Origin of the sequence: Streptomyces sp. NPDC088157, assembly GCF_044741545.1 — a bacterium.
Taxonomy (GTDB): Bacteria; Actinomycetota; Actinomycetes; order Streptomycetales; family Streptomycetaceae; genus Streptomyces.
Genome location: NZ_JBIUSU010000021.1, coordinates 14,534 through 29,230, shown reverse-complemented (window position 1 = coordinate 29,230; position 14,697 = coordinate 14,534). Strand labels below are relative to the sequence as shown.

General features: G+C 70.3%; 14 protein-coding genes and 1 pseudogene. 9 read left to right on the top strand and 6 right to left on the bottom strand.

The window, feature by feature from the left end; translation table 11 throughout:
• Window positions 1–23: 23 nt before the first annotated feature.
• Window positions 24–416 (bottom strand): barstar family protein, encoded by a 393-nt coding sequence (locus ACIPFH_RS42835; RefSeq protein ID WP_401835542.1) that lies wholly within the window; start codon window positions 414–416, stop codon window positions 24–26.
• A gap of 63 nt (window positions 417–479) precedes the next feature.
• Here ACIPFH_RS42835 and ACIPFH_RS42830 point away from each other — a divergent pair.
• A pseudogene (locus ACIPFH_RS42830) lies at window positions 480–647 on the top strand (IS5/IS1182 family transposase); the annotation flags it as partial.
• A gap of 293 nt (window positions 648–940) precedes the next feature.
• On the opposite strand, the gene ACIPFH_RS42825 reads toward ACIPFH_RS42830, so the two are convergent.
• The 5 genes from ACIPFH_RS42825 to ACIPFH_RS42805 all read right to left on the bottom strand — a co-directional run bounded on the left by ACIPFH_RS42825 (window position 941) and on the right by ACIPFH_RS42805 (window position 7,708).
• Window positions 941–1,930 carry an ornithine cyclodeaminase family protein gene (locus ACIPFH_RS42825; RefSeq protein WP_401835538.1) on the bottom strand — a complete coding sequence of 330 codons (990 nt, stop codon included), beginning with the start codon at window positions 1,928–1,930 and terminating at the stop codon, window positions 941–943.
• 200 nt (window positions 1,931–2,130) lie between these two features.
• A complete protein-coding gene (locus tag ACIPFH_RS42820; protein WP_401835535.1) occupies window positions 2,131–3,105 on the bottom strand; it encodes a nitroreductase/quinone reductase family protein in 975 nt (324 codons plus the stop codon).
• 764 nt (window positions 3,106–3,869) lie between these two features.
• A complete protein-coding gene (locus ACIPFH_RS42815; protein WP_401835533.1) occupies window positions 3,870–4,721 on the bottom strand; it encodes a methyltransferase domain-containing protein in 852 nt (283 codons plus the stop codon).
• Window positions 4,722–5,193: 472 nt separating this feature from the next.
• On the bottom strand, window positions 5,194–6,774 hold the full coding sequence (gene paaZ, locus ACIPFH_RS42810) for a phenylacetic acid degradation bifunctional protein PaaZ (RefSeq protein ID WP_401835531.1): 1,581 nt from the start codon (window positions 6,772–6,774) through the stop codon (window positions 5,194–5,196).
• 49 nt (window positions 6,775–6,823) lie between these two features.
• Window positions 6,824–7,708 (bottom strand): VOC family protein, encoded by an 885-nt coding sequence (locus ACIPFH_RS42805; protein WP_401835528.1) that lies wholly within the window; start codon window positions 7,706–7,708, stop codon window positions 6,824–6,826.
• Window positions 7,709–7,789: 81 nt separating this feature from the next.
• Here ACIPFH_RS42805 and ACIPFH_RS42800 point away from each other — a divergent pair, with 81 nt between their 5' ends.
• The 8 genes from ACIPFH_RS42800 (at window position 7,790) to ACIPFH_RS42765 (ending at window position 14,691) form a co-directional block, all read left to right on the top strand.
• On the top strand, window positions 7,790–8,368 hold the full coding sequence (locus tag ACIPFH_RS42800) for a carboxymuconolactone decarboxylase family protein (protein ID WP_401835527.1): 579 nt from the start codon (window positions 7,790–7,792) through the stop codon (window positions 8,366–8,368).
• On the top strand, window positions 8,365–9,213 hold the full coding sequence (locus tag ACIPFH_RS42795) for a fumarylacetoacetate hydrolase family protein (RefSeq protein ID WP_401835525.1): 849 nt from the start codon (window positions 8,365–8,367) through the stop codon (window positions 9,211–9,213). The genes ACIPFH_RS42800 and ACIPFH_RS42795 overlap by 4 nt, the downstream gene beginning before the upstream one ends.
• 59 nt (window positions 9,214–9,272) lie before the next feature.
• Window positions 9,273–9,779, top strand: coding sequence for a MarR family winged helix-turn-helix transcriptional regulator (locus tag ACIPFH_RS42790; RefSeq protein ID WP_401835522.1), 507 nt, complete (start codon window positions 9,273–9,275; stop codon window positions 9,777–9,779).
• Between the two features lie 128 nt (window positions 9,780–9,907).
• Complete coding sequence (locus ACIPFH_RS42785; RefSeq protein WP_401835519.1) at window positions 9,908–10,438, top strand: cupin domain-containing protein; 531 nt, start codon at window positions 9,908–9,910, stop codon at window positions 10,436–10,438.
• A complete protein-coding gene (locus tag ACIPFH_RS42780) occupies window positions 10,435–11,658 on the top strand; it encodes a cytochrome P450 (protein WP_401835518.1) in 1,224 nt (407 codons plus the stop codon). Before ACIPFH_RS42785 ends, ACIPFH_RS42780 begins: the two co-directional genes overlap by 4 nt.
• Before the next feature lie 23 nt (window positions 11,659–11,681).
• The gene (locus ACIPFH_RS42775; RefSeq protein ID WP_401835516.1) at window positions 11,682–12,005 is read left to right on the top strand and encodes a 2Fe-2S iron-sulfur cluster-binding protein; all 324 of its coding nucleotides are present in this window, start codon (window positions 11,682–11,684) and stop codon (window positions 12,003–12,005) included.
• The gene (locus ACIPFH_RS42770) at window positions 12,002–13,243 is read left to right on the top strand and encodes an NAD(P)/FAD-dependent oxidoreductase (protein WP_401835513.1); all 1,242 of its coding nucleotides are present in this window, start codon (window positions 12,002–12,004) and stop codon (window positions 13,241–13,243) included. Before ACIPFH_RS42775 ends, ACIPFH_RS42770 begins: the two co-directional genes overlap by 4 nt.
• Window positions 13,240–14,691, top strand: coding sequence for a class I adenylate-forming enzyme family protein (locus ACIPFH_RS42765; protein WP_401835511.1), 1,452 nt, complete (start codon window positions 13,240–13,242; stop codon window positions 14,689–14,691). Before ACIPFH_RS42770 ends, ACIPFH_RS42765 begins: the two co-directional genes overlap by 4 nt.
• The last annotated feature ends 6 nt before the right edge of the window (window positions 14,692–14,697 follow it).

The following is a 14,697-nucleotide window of genomic DNA, read 5'->3' as shown; positions in this document are numbered from 1 at the left end:
GACCGAGGCCATCTCCTCAGGTGTCACACCACTCCAACGACACTCGCAGAGCAGTAGACACGCATGCCCAAGTGAAGATGACCAAGCCCTACTAGTCGGTCCAGTAGGTACTGTTCAGGGCGGCGGTCAGCCGTTGGGTCTGTGAGCCGGACGTCCAACCCCCTGCCTCTTAACATGGCTTCGGTGAAGTCAGCCTCGAGGGCGTCCCAGTTGTGGCCGAAGTGCTGAGGAAACGAGAGCTCCCGCGCGAAGGTACAAAACAGCGAGGCAGGTTCGAGCAAGTCCCGGGCATTCAGCCGGAAGACGAGGCCGCCCCGCTCCAGGAGCGGGGTCGCCTCGGCGGACACCCACGGGTCGCTCTCGGCAGTGAAGACGACCCAGGGCGGCGTGGGCTGGGTAAGGCTTGGGGTGGTCATGCCCGAGAGCTTCGCACGCACTTCCGGTACCGGATCCTGGACCGTCGAGGTGGTCCCGGCGGCCGCCCGCCTGACTTCGACAAGGCGGCCTACAAGCGGAGCGACACCGTGGAACGCTGTATCAACAAGCTGAAGCAACGGCGCGGTCTTGGCACCCGCTACGACAGGACTGTCACGATCTGCCGCGTCCAACTTCACCTCGCGGGCATCCTCATCCGGGCCGCGAGGTGATCGGGAAAGAGACGGCCTGGATCGACGCCTGGGGAGGTTGCCCGGGGCAGCGCCTGCACTCGGTGTCGAGCCGACCGTTGTCCTGCCGTGTCCGGAGGTCGAGGTTCAGGGTCCGTCGGCGGAAGCGGGCGAGGGAGTCGATGATCCTTCGGTGGCCTTGGTCACGTTCTGGACGGTCGTGGAGGCCGGTTTCACGGGGGCAGCGAGGGGGCCGCCCGGTCGAGGCGAACCCGTTCAACAACTGGACCGTGCGTTGCCGATCCATCCGCCGTGATCGCGTGGCGGTAGCGGCATCACCGCAACGTGATCTCCTCGCCGATTGACTGCTCGCGGGCGGAGGCGAGGACCAGGGCCGTGGCCGCAGCGTCCTGCGCTGCCACGCCGACCGATTTGTAGAGGGTGATCTGGTCCGGTGTGGTTCGGCCCGGTCTGCTGCCGGCGATGAGTTCGCCCAGTTCGGCATGCACGTGATCGGCTGTGATGAGGCCGTTTCGGATCGGCATGAGCAGGTCATTACTGCCCGCAGGAAGCGGGGCCAGAACCGCCTGGCGCGATTCGACGCACACCAGCGCCTCGGTGACCGTGGCGTCGTCGATCTCGCGGCCGGCCGGGTTGTACCCCACGGACGTGATGTGCACTCCGGGTGTCAGCCAGGAACGGCGGATCACGGGTTCGACGGCGTGCGTCGTCGCGGCGGCGATGTCCGCGCCGTCGAGCGCCTCGGCGTAGCTGGACACGGCCTGGACTTGGCCCTCCAGTACGGCTGAGAGTTCCTCGGCCAGGGCAGCGGCTTTCGCCGGATCCCGGCCGGCGACGCGGATCTGCCGGATCGGGCGGACCCGGCAGATCGCGCGGGCGTGGGACCGGGCCTGCACGCCGGTGCCCAGCACTGCCAGCACTGTCGCGTCCTCGCGGGCCAGCAGTCGCGCCGACAACGCGGAGCACGCACCGGTCCGCGCTGCGGTGATGGCCGTACCGTCCAGCAGCGCAGCGGGCTCGCCGGTGTCCGGATCGAACGCCACGATCAGCGCCTGATGTGTAGGCAGCCGGGCCCCGTCATTGTGCGGGAAGAGTGACACCAGCTTGGTCATGAGCACCCCGGCCGACGGCAGGAAGCCCGGCATCGCCGCCAGGAATCCATCACGTTCGGGCACCAGGGCGGCGATGCGATCGGGTACCGAGGCTCGGCCCGCACTGAGGTCAGCCATCCCCGGGGCCAGGGCATCGATCAGCAAGTCCAGGTCGATCAGGGCCTCGACCTGCGAGCGGCCCAGAACAAGCATGCGCCTCAACCTCCTGGTGCCGGTCATCCGGCCTGCGACGGCCAGACCAAAGCATCAACCGCAGCCCCTGTTGCCCCGGCTGTGACACGCCGTCCTTCGCGAGCAGGTTCACCGTGCGCGCCTGAGCACGTGAGCGTGTACGCCGACCCGCCACGCCATGCAAGTCCACGTCCGACCGGATTCGCCGGGCCGGTGGATGATCAGCCGAAGGGGGGAGCCGGGGTCGTGGCGTTGAGCGCCGTCACGATCGTCTCCTCCTCGTACCTGAAGTGGGACTCCAGCTTGTTCGCCAGCAGTTCCAGGTCGGCGCGCAGCTGCGCGGGGTCACTTTCAGCGGGCACGAAGCCGTCGACGAGGTGCTGGATGTCCTTCTGCATCTGCGCCACCACCTTGTGCTCCTCCCCGAGCTGAGCGAGCGCCGGAGCGAGCGCGGGGAACTGCTTGGCCAGCATCGGGAACATGGCCATGTCCTCGCCGCCGTGATGCTTGCTCAGTGCCCCGCAGAAGCTGACGCAGTGAGCACGCATCTGCTGCGCGAGGTCCGGCGACGTCCGCTCGATCGAGTCGGCAGCACCCGCGATCACCTCGTCCGCCCGGGCGCGGAGCGTGTCGAGCTCGCCGCGCAGCCAGTCGTGCACCTCGACGATCCAGTCGCCCATGCCCTTGACCCGCTCTTCGCCGGGCCTGGGACCGATCCGGTTCAGTACCACGACCGGGATCTCCCGGGTCGTCCTGGCCTGGTGCTCGGCGTACCCCGGCGCCTCGGCGACCACGCGGTCGAAGAGCATGTCACGCTCCTGGCCAGGCGGGATGGCAGCGATCGCCTGGTAGGTGTCGGTACCCGTCTCGACCGTCACGATCGGATTCTTGCGGATGTTGTGGTACCACGCCGGATGCCTATCGGCGCCGTTCGACGAGGCGACGACGATTCCCTTTCCATCGAATGCGAGATACCCGAGGATGCTCTCCCGGCGCAGGCCGCTCTTGGCTCCGACGGTCGTCAGCACGGTCAATGTCCAGCCCTCGAACATGCCGCTCATCTTCCCGTTGTTCGCTCGGAACTTGGTGATGACCTGACGCTGGAACTCATTGACGTCATAGCCCGCCCAGGTCTCGGCCTGCGCTTCCCAGGTCTCGGCCTGCGCTTCCCAGGTCTCGCCCTGTTCCTTGCTCATACACTGCCCTTCCGTGTCGATTGATCGCGAAGGAGGGCCACGCCACCGGAAATCGACACAGAAATACCCCGCATGCCTACGCAGTGAAGATGGGCGCAGCAATCCCAGGACAGGGATCGACGAGCTGCGAGAGACGGAGCGTGCCGTTCTCTGCAATGGCTGAGTAGCCGCTACCTCCATGCGTAGGCCCATACAGGGCTCAGCGGGAGCGTAACACCGTCCTCGCTGGTCGAGCAACGTCACCTTGGAGAACAACGGGGCTCCTCCGGAAGAGAGTTGGTCCCGATCTCGACGAGTCAGCCAGAGGCCAGCCGGTGGGCGCGGGAGGAACACGCCTTGCCGCCGGCGACGGCGTCCGGGGTCGGCCGTTCGGGGCGCGGACCGCGATGCCGGCGAGGACGGTGGTGAACCGGGGCTGTCGGGGACCTGGCCGGCAGTGAGAACGAAGGACAGCGGACGGCGGCTCCGGTCGGGGGCGCGGTGGACCTTGCCGGTCAGGCCGCCGCGCGACCGGCCCAAGGTCCTCATACGCGACTGCCTCCACCAGCTCCCGCAGGTCCGGAGTCCCTGCGAATTCCGGTAGCACGCTCATGCAGTCGGCAACGTCTCGGCAGTGTCTGCCGCAGCTCGTACGAACTCGCGGACGCGGATGATGCGACGGTGGTCGGCGAACGGACGCCCTGTCTTCCCTGCGTTGCGAGGAAGGCAGGGCGCCAGGCGGGCGCACTGCTCGTCGGTCCGCGGGCGCGTGCTCCCGCTCGTGGTCACCGAGGCTGGTAGGCGGTGGCCAGCGCGGAGACGGTGACCTGATCGGGCAGGAAGCCCTCGTCGTTCAGGTCTGCACGGCTCATGTGGCGTGCGCTCGGCGTCATCGCCACCAGGTCCAGAGCATCCGGCCTTGTCAGGGTCATGGAGTACTCCACCTCTTCGGTGACGGCGGCCTCGAAGAAGGGGTCCAACGCCCGGTGCAGTCGCAGTTCCTTGGCCGGGTCGATCGTGACCATCGCAGGTATCCGGCCGCGCAGCTCGGCCAGGTGCCGCCCAGTGGGACGGACCACGATCAGCCGACCGGTCGGGCGCAGCACGCGGTGGAACTCGGCCGGGTTGCGCGGGGCGAACACGTCCAGCACGACATCGGCCACCCCGTCGGCCAGCGGGAAGGAACGGAAGACGTCCCAGGCCACCGCCGCAGCTCGGTCGTGGGCACGGGCTGCCGAGCGCAGCGCGTGCACCGATGTGTCCAGACCCAGACCACGGGCGCCGGGCAGCTGGTCGAGTAAGCCGGCCAGGTAGTAGCCCGTGCCGCACCCCACGTCCACAACCGTGCCCTGCTCAGACACGGCGTCGGCCGCCAGGCGGGCCGCGACTTCGCGGATGGACGCGTAGGTTCCGGTGGACAGGAATCGGTTCCGGGCCTGGACCATGGCTGCGTCGTCGCCGCTGGTGGCGGGGATGCCCGTCAGCAGGCCGGCGTATCCGTGGCGGGCGATGTCGAAGGTGTGGCCCACCGGGCAGCGCAGTGCGCCGCGTTCTGAGTGCAGGTGGCGCGCGCGGCACGTTGGGCAGCGCAACAGGTCGAGGGAGAGTTCGAGGGCAGGGGGAAGCGACACGGGCACGAGGCACTCCTGGCAAGGATGAAGGGAATGAGACCGTGCCTGCACGCGCGCTCAGAGCGTCACTGCGCCAGGAAGGAACGGGCAGCGTGGGAAACGTGGTTCACGCAGCAGGCACACCAAGGAGGGCGACGCCGTCCGGCATCGCCCTCAAGCTCTTCCGATCACAGGAAGCAGCAGTGCGGGGTGCTCATGAATGCCACATCATGATTCTACGAGCATCGGCGAAGCCCCTCGTGCCCCACCGGAGTCACTCATCGAGTTGTTGCTGCCCGAGTCGGGTCCGAAGCTGGTCGGGGGTAGACCTCGAACAGAACAACATCCCCCTCTGGGCGGCCGCCCGCCGGAGCGCTCCCATGGGTCGCTGTGGGCCGGCCGGCGTAGGCATCCTTGATGTCGGCACGGTCCGTGCTTCACGGGGATGCGGTCGGACGGTTGAGTCGTTCGGACCCTGACCGTCCGGCCCGCACGACGGTCAGGCGCGGGCGGTCGGCGAGGACGACGGGGCGCTCCGCAGCGCGTCGAGAACCCGTGGCGAGGCCTGCAGTGCCGTGCGCTGCATCAGATCGACGACACCGCGGGTGCCCGCCATCTCCGATCCCCCACCGGCGCGTCCGGGTCCGCCGTGTCTCAGGGCGGGCAGTGGTGATCCGTGGCCGGTGGTCTGTGCCATGTTCGTCGAGTCCAGCAGGTGCAGTCGCCCGTGCCAGGGGGCCGTCTCTTGGACGAAGGCGGTCGTCCAGGCGAGGTCGTCGCCGACGACGGAGGCGGCGAGGCTGCCCCGGCCGCGCGCCACCAGGTCCGTCGCGTGGGCCGTGTCGCGGTACGCCAGCACGGTCGCGGCCGGTCCGAACGGCTCCACCTCGTGAGGTGCGGCGGCGTCCGGGTCGGCGGAGACGAGGAGGGTGTCGAGGAACGCCCCCCGATCGGGGTCGGCGTCGATCAAGCGCACCTTCTCGGGGTCGCCGTGCACGAAGCGTCCGGACTCGGCGATCTTCCGCGCCGCCTGTCGTACGTCGTCGCGCTGGGCACGGCTGACGACCGGTCCCATCCGCACGCCTTCTGCGGCGGGGTTCCCTATGGTGATGCCGGCGAGCTCGGAGGCGATCGCGTCGAGCACCGCGCCCTCACGCGCGCGGGGCACGAGGACGCGGCGGATCGCGGTGCACTTCTGGCCCGCCTTGACGGTCATCTCGGTCACCACCTCTCGCACGAACGCCTCGAACAACGGGGAACCCGGGGTGACGTCCGGGGCCAGCACGATGGCGTTGACGGAGTCGGCCTCGGCGTTGAAGCGGACGGAACGGGCCACCAGGTTGGGGTGTGTGCGCAGCGTCGCAGCCGTGGCGGCGGAGCCGGTGAAGGAGAGGACGTCCTGCTCGCCGAGCAGGCCGAGTGCCGGGCGCACCGAGCCGACGACCATCTGCAGGGCACCGGGCGGCAGGGCGCCGGCGTCGGTGACGATCCGGACCAGGTGCTCGGTGAGGTACGCGGTCGGGGTGGCAGGCTTCACCACGCTGGGCATGCCCGCGAGTACCGCCTGGGCGAGTTTCTCCAGCGGCGCCCAGACCGGGAAGTTGAAGGCGTTCACCTGGAGCATCAGGCCCGGGGAGGGGGTGACGAGGTGGACGCCCAGGAAGTCTTCGCCCCGGGCGAGGCGTTCGGCGGGGCCTTCCACCAGGTGGGGCGCGTCCGGCAGCGCGGTGCGGGCGCGGGCCGCGTAGTCGCGCAGGACGCGGATGCCGCCGTCGACGTCGTGACGTGCGTCGTTGAGGGTGGCGCCGGCGCGGGCCGAGAGGGCGTACAGCTCTTCGCGGCGGGCGCGGACGGCCGCTGCGACAGCATCCAGGAGGTCGGCCCGCCGATGGAAGCTCAGCGCGCGCAGCGTGGGGCCGCCTGCGCGGCGCGCGTGGTCGAACGCGCCTGCGAGGTCGAGGCCTTGGGAGGAGACGCGGCAGACCGTCCTGCCGGTGACGGCGTCGTGCACGTCAACTGCCGTCGATCCGGCAGCAGCCGGCACCACCCAGGTGTCCTGCAGGTAGCTCTCGAGAAGCATGGGATACGGCCCGCTTTCTTTCCGAGGGGTCGAGGGAGGCGAAGTCGGACTACGGGACCGGGTGGTGGCCCCAGATGTCGGCCGTGTACGTACGGCTGACCCATGTGCTCTCGTCGACCTGCACGCCGCCTGCGCCGATCTCGATGCCGAAGCCGGCCGGCGAGGTCATGTAGAACGAGAACATCCCGTCGTTGGCGTGCTTGCCGAGTGTCGCCATGAGTCTCACGTCGTGCTCACGCGTGCGGTCGAGGGCGCGGCCGACCTCCTCCGGGCTGGTCACCTCGCACAGGATGTGGTGGGTGCCCTCGTTCTTGTACGACCGGATGAAGGCGATGCTGTGGTGCCTCGGGTTGCAGCCGAGGAAGTAGAACGTGCCCCAGGGGTAGTCGGCGGTGTCGCTGAGCCGGAAGCCCAGGACGTCGCAGTAGAAGTCGACGGCCTCCTGGACGCGCGGCGTCTTCATCACGACGTGCCCGAGCCCCTGCTCGCCGGTCACGAAGCCGACGCCGAGCGGTGACACGAACTGGCTGGGGGCCAGGCGGCGGCCGCAGAACAGCTCGGTGCGGATGCCGAGCGGGCCGCCGAAGTGCACCATGCGGGCCACCTGGCGGTCCAGGCACTCCTCCTCGGTCCCCGCCGTGACGTCGACGCCGGCCTCCTTGAGCCTCAGCGTCATCGCGTCGATCGCCGCTCCGTCACGGACCTCCCAGCCGATGACCGTCACGCCACCGGCCTCCGCCTCCGTCAGCCACATGCGGAACGGGTGCTGGTCCATCCGCAGGCGATAGCGCACGGGCCCCTCGCCTGCGGCAGAGCCGCTGTCGGATGCGGCCTCTGGCTCGACCGCGAGGCCTATCACTGTGCGGGCGTACTGCGCCCATGCTGTCGGGTCGGGGGTACCGATGCCCACGTACCCAAGGCTCTGGATCGTCATGCCGAGGACGATATTTGTTAGACCCTTGACGGTCAAGACTCATACGAATACGTTGACGCCATCGAGCCGAGGAGGACTCCGATGCCGGAGAAGCCCCGCCTGCGGCCTGTCGACGAGGCAGACCTGCAGGAGAAGACACTGGCGTCGCTGGCGCCGTACCGCGATCAGGACGGCCGCATCTACGCGATCTGGGCGACCCTGGCCCACCACGAGGACGCGCTGCGCCGCTACCTCGTCTTCAGCAACCACGTGCTGGGCAAGAACACCCTGCCGCTGAAGACCCGGGAGCTGATGATCCTGCGGATCGCGGCCCGGGCGCAGGCCGCCTACGAGTGGGACCAGCACGTCCGCATCGCCCGCCGCGCGGGCCTTGCCGACGAGACGATCACGGCCGCCGCGACCGGCGCCTGGGACGGACTCGACGACCTCGACCAGGTGCTGCTCACCGCCACCGACTCGCTCGTCGACCGCCAGGGCGTCGACGACGAAATGTGGAACAGGCTGACCGGCCACCTGAGCACCGAGCAGGTCATCGACGTCCTCTACACCGTCGGTCAGTACCTGACCATCGCCACCGTCATCAACACGCTCGGCATCCGGACGGAGGGCGACCTCGCACTCCCCCTTCCGCAGCCCGACCAGAAGGAAGTGCCCGCATGAAGCTCGGCAACCTCGCCGGCCGTCCCGTCCTCGTGCGCGGCGACGTCGCACTGGACATCGCGAACGCGAGCAAGGGAGCGATCGAGCCGCGCCTGGAGGTGCTCTGCGACCTGTCCCTCCACGACGAGCTGCGCACCCTCGCCGAGCGGGCCGCGGCGGCGGACTGGCAGGAGTTCGACCCGCGTGCGCTGGGTCGGGTCGCCAAGCCGTACAAGGCGATCGGGGTAGCACTGAACTACCGGGCGCACGCCGAGGAGTCGAACCTTCCCGTCCCCGACGAACCGTCGGTGTTCGCCAAGTTCGCCTCGTCCGTGGTCGGCCCCTACGACGAGGTCGTGGTGGAGCCGCAGTACGACAAGGTCGACTACGAGGCCGAGCTGGTCGTCGTCATGGGCCGCACCGGCAAGAACATCTCCGGGGCGGATGCCTGGTCGTACGTCGCGGGCGTGACCGCCGGGCAGGACATCAGCGACCGGCGCGAGCAGTGGCGCAAGCCGATCAACCAGTTCACCCTGCCGAAGTCGTACGACACCTTCAGCCCTGTCGGCCCCTACCTGGTGACCGTCGACGAGTTCGAGGACCCGGACGACATCGAGGTGGCCGGCTGGGTCGACGACCTCGAGGTGCAGCGGGGCCGCACCTCCGACCTCATCTTCAGCGTGCCCGAGCTGATCGCCTGGCTGTCGAAGCGGGTGACGTTCGAGCCGGGCGACCTGATCTTCACCGGCACCCCGGCCGGCTGCGGCGTCCGCCGCACCCCGCGGCTGTACCTCACCGAGGGCAAGGTCCTGCGCACCGAGGTGACCGGCGTGGGCACTATGGTCAATCCGGTCGTCGCCGGCTAGGCAGAGGGAAAGGGCGGGAGACTGTGACGGACACCGTGCGCGAGACGGGGAGTACCGGCGTGAGCCGGACCCGGAAGTTCTCGGAGCTGCTGCGCCACCACCATCGCGAGCTGGGCACGACCGACCCCCGCGACCTCGACGCGATCGAGATGGTCACCGACCTCACCCGCCTCGAGGCCCGGCTGACCAAGGACTTCGAGAAGCACGTCCACCGGCCGCTGGGCCTGACCTGGGCGGGTTTCCGGATCCTGAACGCCCTGTGGGTCTACGGCCCGCTCGGCCAGCAGGACATCGGCAGAGTCTCCGGCTCCACCCGCGCCAGCATCTCCAGCGCCCTGGCGACCCTGGAAAGCCGGGGCCTGGTCACCCGCGAGCGGGTCGAGTCCGACCGCCGTCAGCTGTTCGTCGAGCTCACCCCGGAAGGCCGCGAGACGCTGCGTCAGGCCATCGAGGCCCAGACCGAGCGCGAGCGGGCCTGGACCGGCGTCCTGCGCGACGATCAGCTCAGTGAGCTGGTGCATCTGCTGCGTACGCTGGTGAACCAGGAGACCCCGCCCGCGGAATGACCGGGCCCCGGGGAACCGGCCGCCCTACCGACTCGTGCTCGGAGCCGCCGCAGCACGATCGCCGAAAACAGTTAGAACCTTTACCGTCAAGCATCTAACAGTAGGTTGGTTTCTCAAGGGAGAGAATCATGGTCCGTCGAGTCGTCACCGGGGTCAGCCCGAGCGGCAAACCCGTGATCGTCAGCGATGGCGAGCCGCCGCGCACCAGTCAGTCCGTCCACACCCCCGGCTTCGCCCGCTCCCTGGTGTGGAACACGGCGGCTCCCGCCGTCCCGGAGGCCGACCCGACGGCGTCCCTGCGGTCCTTCGTGCCCGCGCCGGGCGAGACGGTCGCGCTGACCGTCACGTTCGCGCCGGCCAGTGTCTACGCGGACCCCCGCTGGGACCCCGCCGCCGCGGCGGCCGAGCAGCTGGAGTTCAGCCCCGGTCTCGCCGAGCTCTTCGAACCGGACAACCCGGGCATGCACACGACGCCCACCGTGGACTACGGCGTCGTACTCTCCGGCGAGCTGGTCCTCGACCTCGACGGCGGCGAGACCGCGGTCCTCAAGCCGGGCGACATCGTCGTGCAGAACGCCACGCGCCACGCCTGGCGCAACAACGGCACCGAGCCCGCCACCGCGTTCTTCGTCCTGATCGGCGCGGGCGGCACATCGTGAACGCCCTGACGACGGCGGCACCCGGCGCGCCCGTCGTCGAACTCGACCTGGCCGAGCTGAGCCGCGACCCCTACCCGGCCTACGCCGAGCTGCGCCGCACCGCCCCGCTCGCCTGGGTCCCCTCGGTCGGCCGGCACCTGCTCACCCGGTACGAGGACATCGTCCGCGCGGAAAGGCTGCCCGAGGTGTTCAGCTCCCGCGAGGAGGGCTCGCTGCTGCTGCGCACGGTCGGCCCGAACATGCTCCGCGAGGACGACCCCGGCCACCGGCGCCTGCGGGCCGCGGCCGAGCCGCCGACCCGTCCCCGCCAGGTCCGCGATCTGTGGGCAGGCGCCTTCGAGCGCACCGCGCACGACCTGCTCGACCGCATCGCGGGCCGCGGCGAGGCCGACCTGATCGCCGACTTCGCCGAGCCGCTCGTCGCCGCCAACCTGGCCCTGGTGCTGGGCCTGCGCACCGCGCGCGCCGGCGACATCGCCGACTGGTCGCGGGCGATGATGGCCGGCAACGGCAACTACGCCGACGACCCCGACATCTGGCTCCGCGCCGAGCGGGCCACCCGGGCCATCGAGGCAGCGGTGGCCGAGACGGCCGAGGCCGTGCGCCGCGAGCCGGACGGCTCGGTGATCTCCTCCATGGTCCACGCGGCCGAGCCGGTGGAACTCGCCGAGATCCAGAACAACATCAAGGTCATCATCGGCGGAGGCGTCAACGAGCCGCGCGACGTCTTCGGGGTGGGCGCCCAGGCTCTGCTGCAACGCCCCGAGGCGCTGGAGCGGGTACGGAAGGACCCGGCGTCCTGGAAGCGGGTCTTCGAGGAGACCGCCCGCTGGATCTCACCGATCGGCATGTATCCCCGCCAGCTCACCCAGGACCACGAGATCGCCGGGCTGTCCCTCCCCGCCGGCAGCCGCGTGGCCCTCGTCATCGCCTCCGGCAACCGCGACGAGTCGGTCTTCGAACGGGCCGACGAGTTCGACATCGACCGCCCGCACCGCCCGCACCTCGCCTTCGGCGGCGGACCGCACTTCTGCATGGGCGCGTGGGTCGCGCGCCACGAGGTCAGCGCGATCGCCTGGCCCCTCGTCTTCAGCCGTCTGCCGGGACTGCGCCTCGTCGAAGGCGCGACAGCATCCGACAGCGGCTCCGCCGCGGGCCGCATGGACGGCTGGGTGTTCCGCGGACTCACCTCGCTGAACGTCAGCTGGCAAGCCCTCTGAGCCGTCCCCATCGGGAGGACTTCATGCCCACCGTCATCTTCCAGTCGCCCGACGGGACCGAACGCAAGGTCACCGCCGCGTCGGGGACCGTCCTCATGCAGGCGGCCGTCTCGAACGGCGTCGAGGGCATCGTCGCCGAATGCGGAGGCAACGCCTCCTGCGCCACCTGTCACGTCTACGTCGCCGAGGCCCAGTCCGAGCTGGTGGGCCCGCCGGGCGACGTCGAGGACGAGATGCTGGACTTCACCGCCGCCGAACGCCGCCCCACCAGCCGGCTCAGCTGCCAGATCCAGCTCTGCGACGACCTCGAAGGACTGGTCGTCCGCGTGCCCGAGGAGCAGGTATGACGAGCACAGCGGGTGTGGTCGTCGTCGGCGGCGGGCAGGCCGGGTTCAGCGTCGTCTCGACACTGCGCGCATCCGGCTACGAGGGTCCCGTCACCCTGTTCGCCGCGGAATCCCATCTGCCGTACCAGCGACCGCCGTTGTCGAAGAAGGCCCACACCGAGCCGGACGGTGTACGCGTCGAACTGGTGCCGGAGTCCTTCTACGGCGAGCGCGGCATCGACCTGCGTCTCGGGGACGACGTGATCGCCTTCGACACCGCCACCCGTACGGTCCTCACCCGGGCCGGGACCCGTGTCTCCTACGACCACCTGGTGCTGGCGACGGGCGCGCACAATCGCCCCTTGCCCGTCCCCGGCTCCGAGTTGGTCGGCGTCCACGCCCTGCGCTCACTCGACGACGCCCTGATGATCGGCCGGGCGCTGGAGACGGCGCGTGACGTGGTGGTCGTCGGCGGCGGGTTCATCGGGCTGGAGCTGGCCCGGGTCGCCCTGGAGGGCGGGGCCCGCGTGACCGTCGTGGAACTGGCCGACCGGCTGCTGAGCCGGGCCGTCTCGCCGGAGCTGGAACCGCGACTGCGAGAGCGCCACGAGCGCGCCGGTGTCCGGGTCCTCACCGGGACTGCCGTACAGGCCCTCGAAGGTGCGGGACGGGTCGAGCGGGTCGTCACCTCGTACGGCGTTCTGCCCGCCGACCTCGTGGTCTACGGCATCGGCGCCGTACCCAGGGAGCGACTCGCCCGGGAGGCCGGGCTGGAGGTGGCCGACGGCGTGGTCGTCGACGAGCAGTTGCGCTCGGTCACGGACCCGCTGGTCTCCGCCGTCGGCGACTGCGCCCGCCATCCGCATCCCCACGCGGACGGGCTGGTGCGGCTGGAGTCCGTGCAGAACGCCATCGACCAGGGGGCGTTGGTGGGCCACCGGATCGCCGGATCGCCTGCCGCGTACGACAGCCTGCCGTGGTTCTGGAGCGACCAGGGCGACGTCAAGTTGCAGATCGCCGGGCTGCGTTCCCCTTCCGACGAAGTGCTGCTGGTGCCGGGCGGATCCCCGGAGCGGCTGGCCACGTACGCCTTCCGCGCGGACCGGCTGGTGGCTGTCGAGACGCTGAACTGGCCCGCCGAGCACCTGGCCGCCCGTCGGCTGCTGGAGCGGCGAACGCCAGTGTCGGCCGCCGACCTGGCGGGGACGACTCTCGGCGCGCTCGCCCGCGCGAGACGGGCCGCGGAGGTGAGGACTTGACCAGCACCTTCGGCGCGCACCTCGCCGTCAGCGCGGCCGAGGCGGGCTCCCGCACCGCCCTCGTCTTCGGGGACCGGACCTGGAGCTACGCCGAACTCGACCTCGCGGTGAGGCGCACCGCCGCCCGGCTCGACCAATGCGGGGTGCGCAAGGGCGATCGGGTGGTGATGCAGGGGGCGGCCCGACCGGAGGCGCTGATCACGCTGTTCGCGGTGACGCGGATGGGGGCGGTCCTCGTCCCGCTTCACCCACAGGTGACCGAGAGCGAACTCGCCGTCGTGTGCGAGGAGACCGACCCGACGGCCCTGGTCGCCGACGAGAGGTTTCCCGCGGGCTCCGGGCTCCGCCTGGCCTGGGAGGAACTGCATGCCGGGAACGAGGGACCCGAGACGGTTGCGCTTGCCACCCCGGTCGGCTCCGACATCGCTATCATCGCGTTCACCTCCGGCACCTCCGGCCGTCCCAAAGGCGTCGCGCTGACCCACGACAACCTGTACTGGAGCATGGTGGGCGGGTTGGCACGGCTCCCCTTCGGACCGGACGGCACCGCGCTCGTCTCCACCCCGTTGGCGCATGTCGCCGTGCTGGGCGGGCTTCCGCAGTACACCTGGGCGAAGCGCGGCACGGTGATCCTGGCCCCGCGCTTCGATCCGGACCTGTTCATCGACCTGGTCCGCGACCACAAGGTCACCTGTGCCTTCGCCGTACCGGCCATGTCGGCCCTGCTGGCCCGGCACCCCCGGTTCGGCGGCGAGGACCTGAACACCCTGCGGTGGATCCTGTCCGGCGGCTCGCCCGCCCAGACCGCCACCCGCGAGCAGTTCCGGGCGCGCGGCACAGGCGTGGTCAACTCCTACGGTCTGACGGAGACCGCGGCCGGGGTGACGTACTCCGCGCCCGACGAGCCGACCGCCTCCACCGGATCACCCGTCCCGCAGGTCGAGTTGCGGGTCGTGGACGCGGCCGGGTCGCCCGCCCCGCTGGACACGCCCGGCGAGATCTGGGTGCGCGGGCCGTCGGTGGCCGCCGACTACTGGACCGCTGCCGGGCCCACGGCCGTGACCGACCGCGAGGGCTGGTTCCACACCGGCGACCGGGGGCTCTTCGACGCGGAGGGCAGGCTCTCGGTCGTCGGGCGGCTCAAGGACACCATCATCACCGGCGGGGAGAACATCGATCCCGCCGAGGTCGAGAACGCGCTCGCCGACTTCCCCGGCGTCGTCGGAGTCGCGGTGTCCGGGGCGCCGGACCCGCTCTGGGGCGAGCTGGTGACCGTCTTCCTGGTCACCGACTCCGGCGACCCCACTCTGGACGCCATTCGCGCCCACCTCGACGGCAGGCTCGCCCGGCACAAGTGGCCCCGGCGGCTGTGCGTCGTACCCGCCCTGCCGCGCGGGGCCACCGGAAAGCTGCAGCGCGCGCGACTGACGACGCTGCTGGACAACTGACCCACC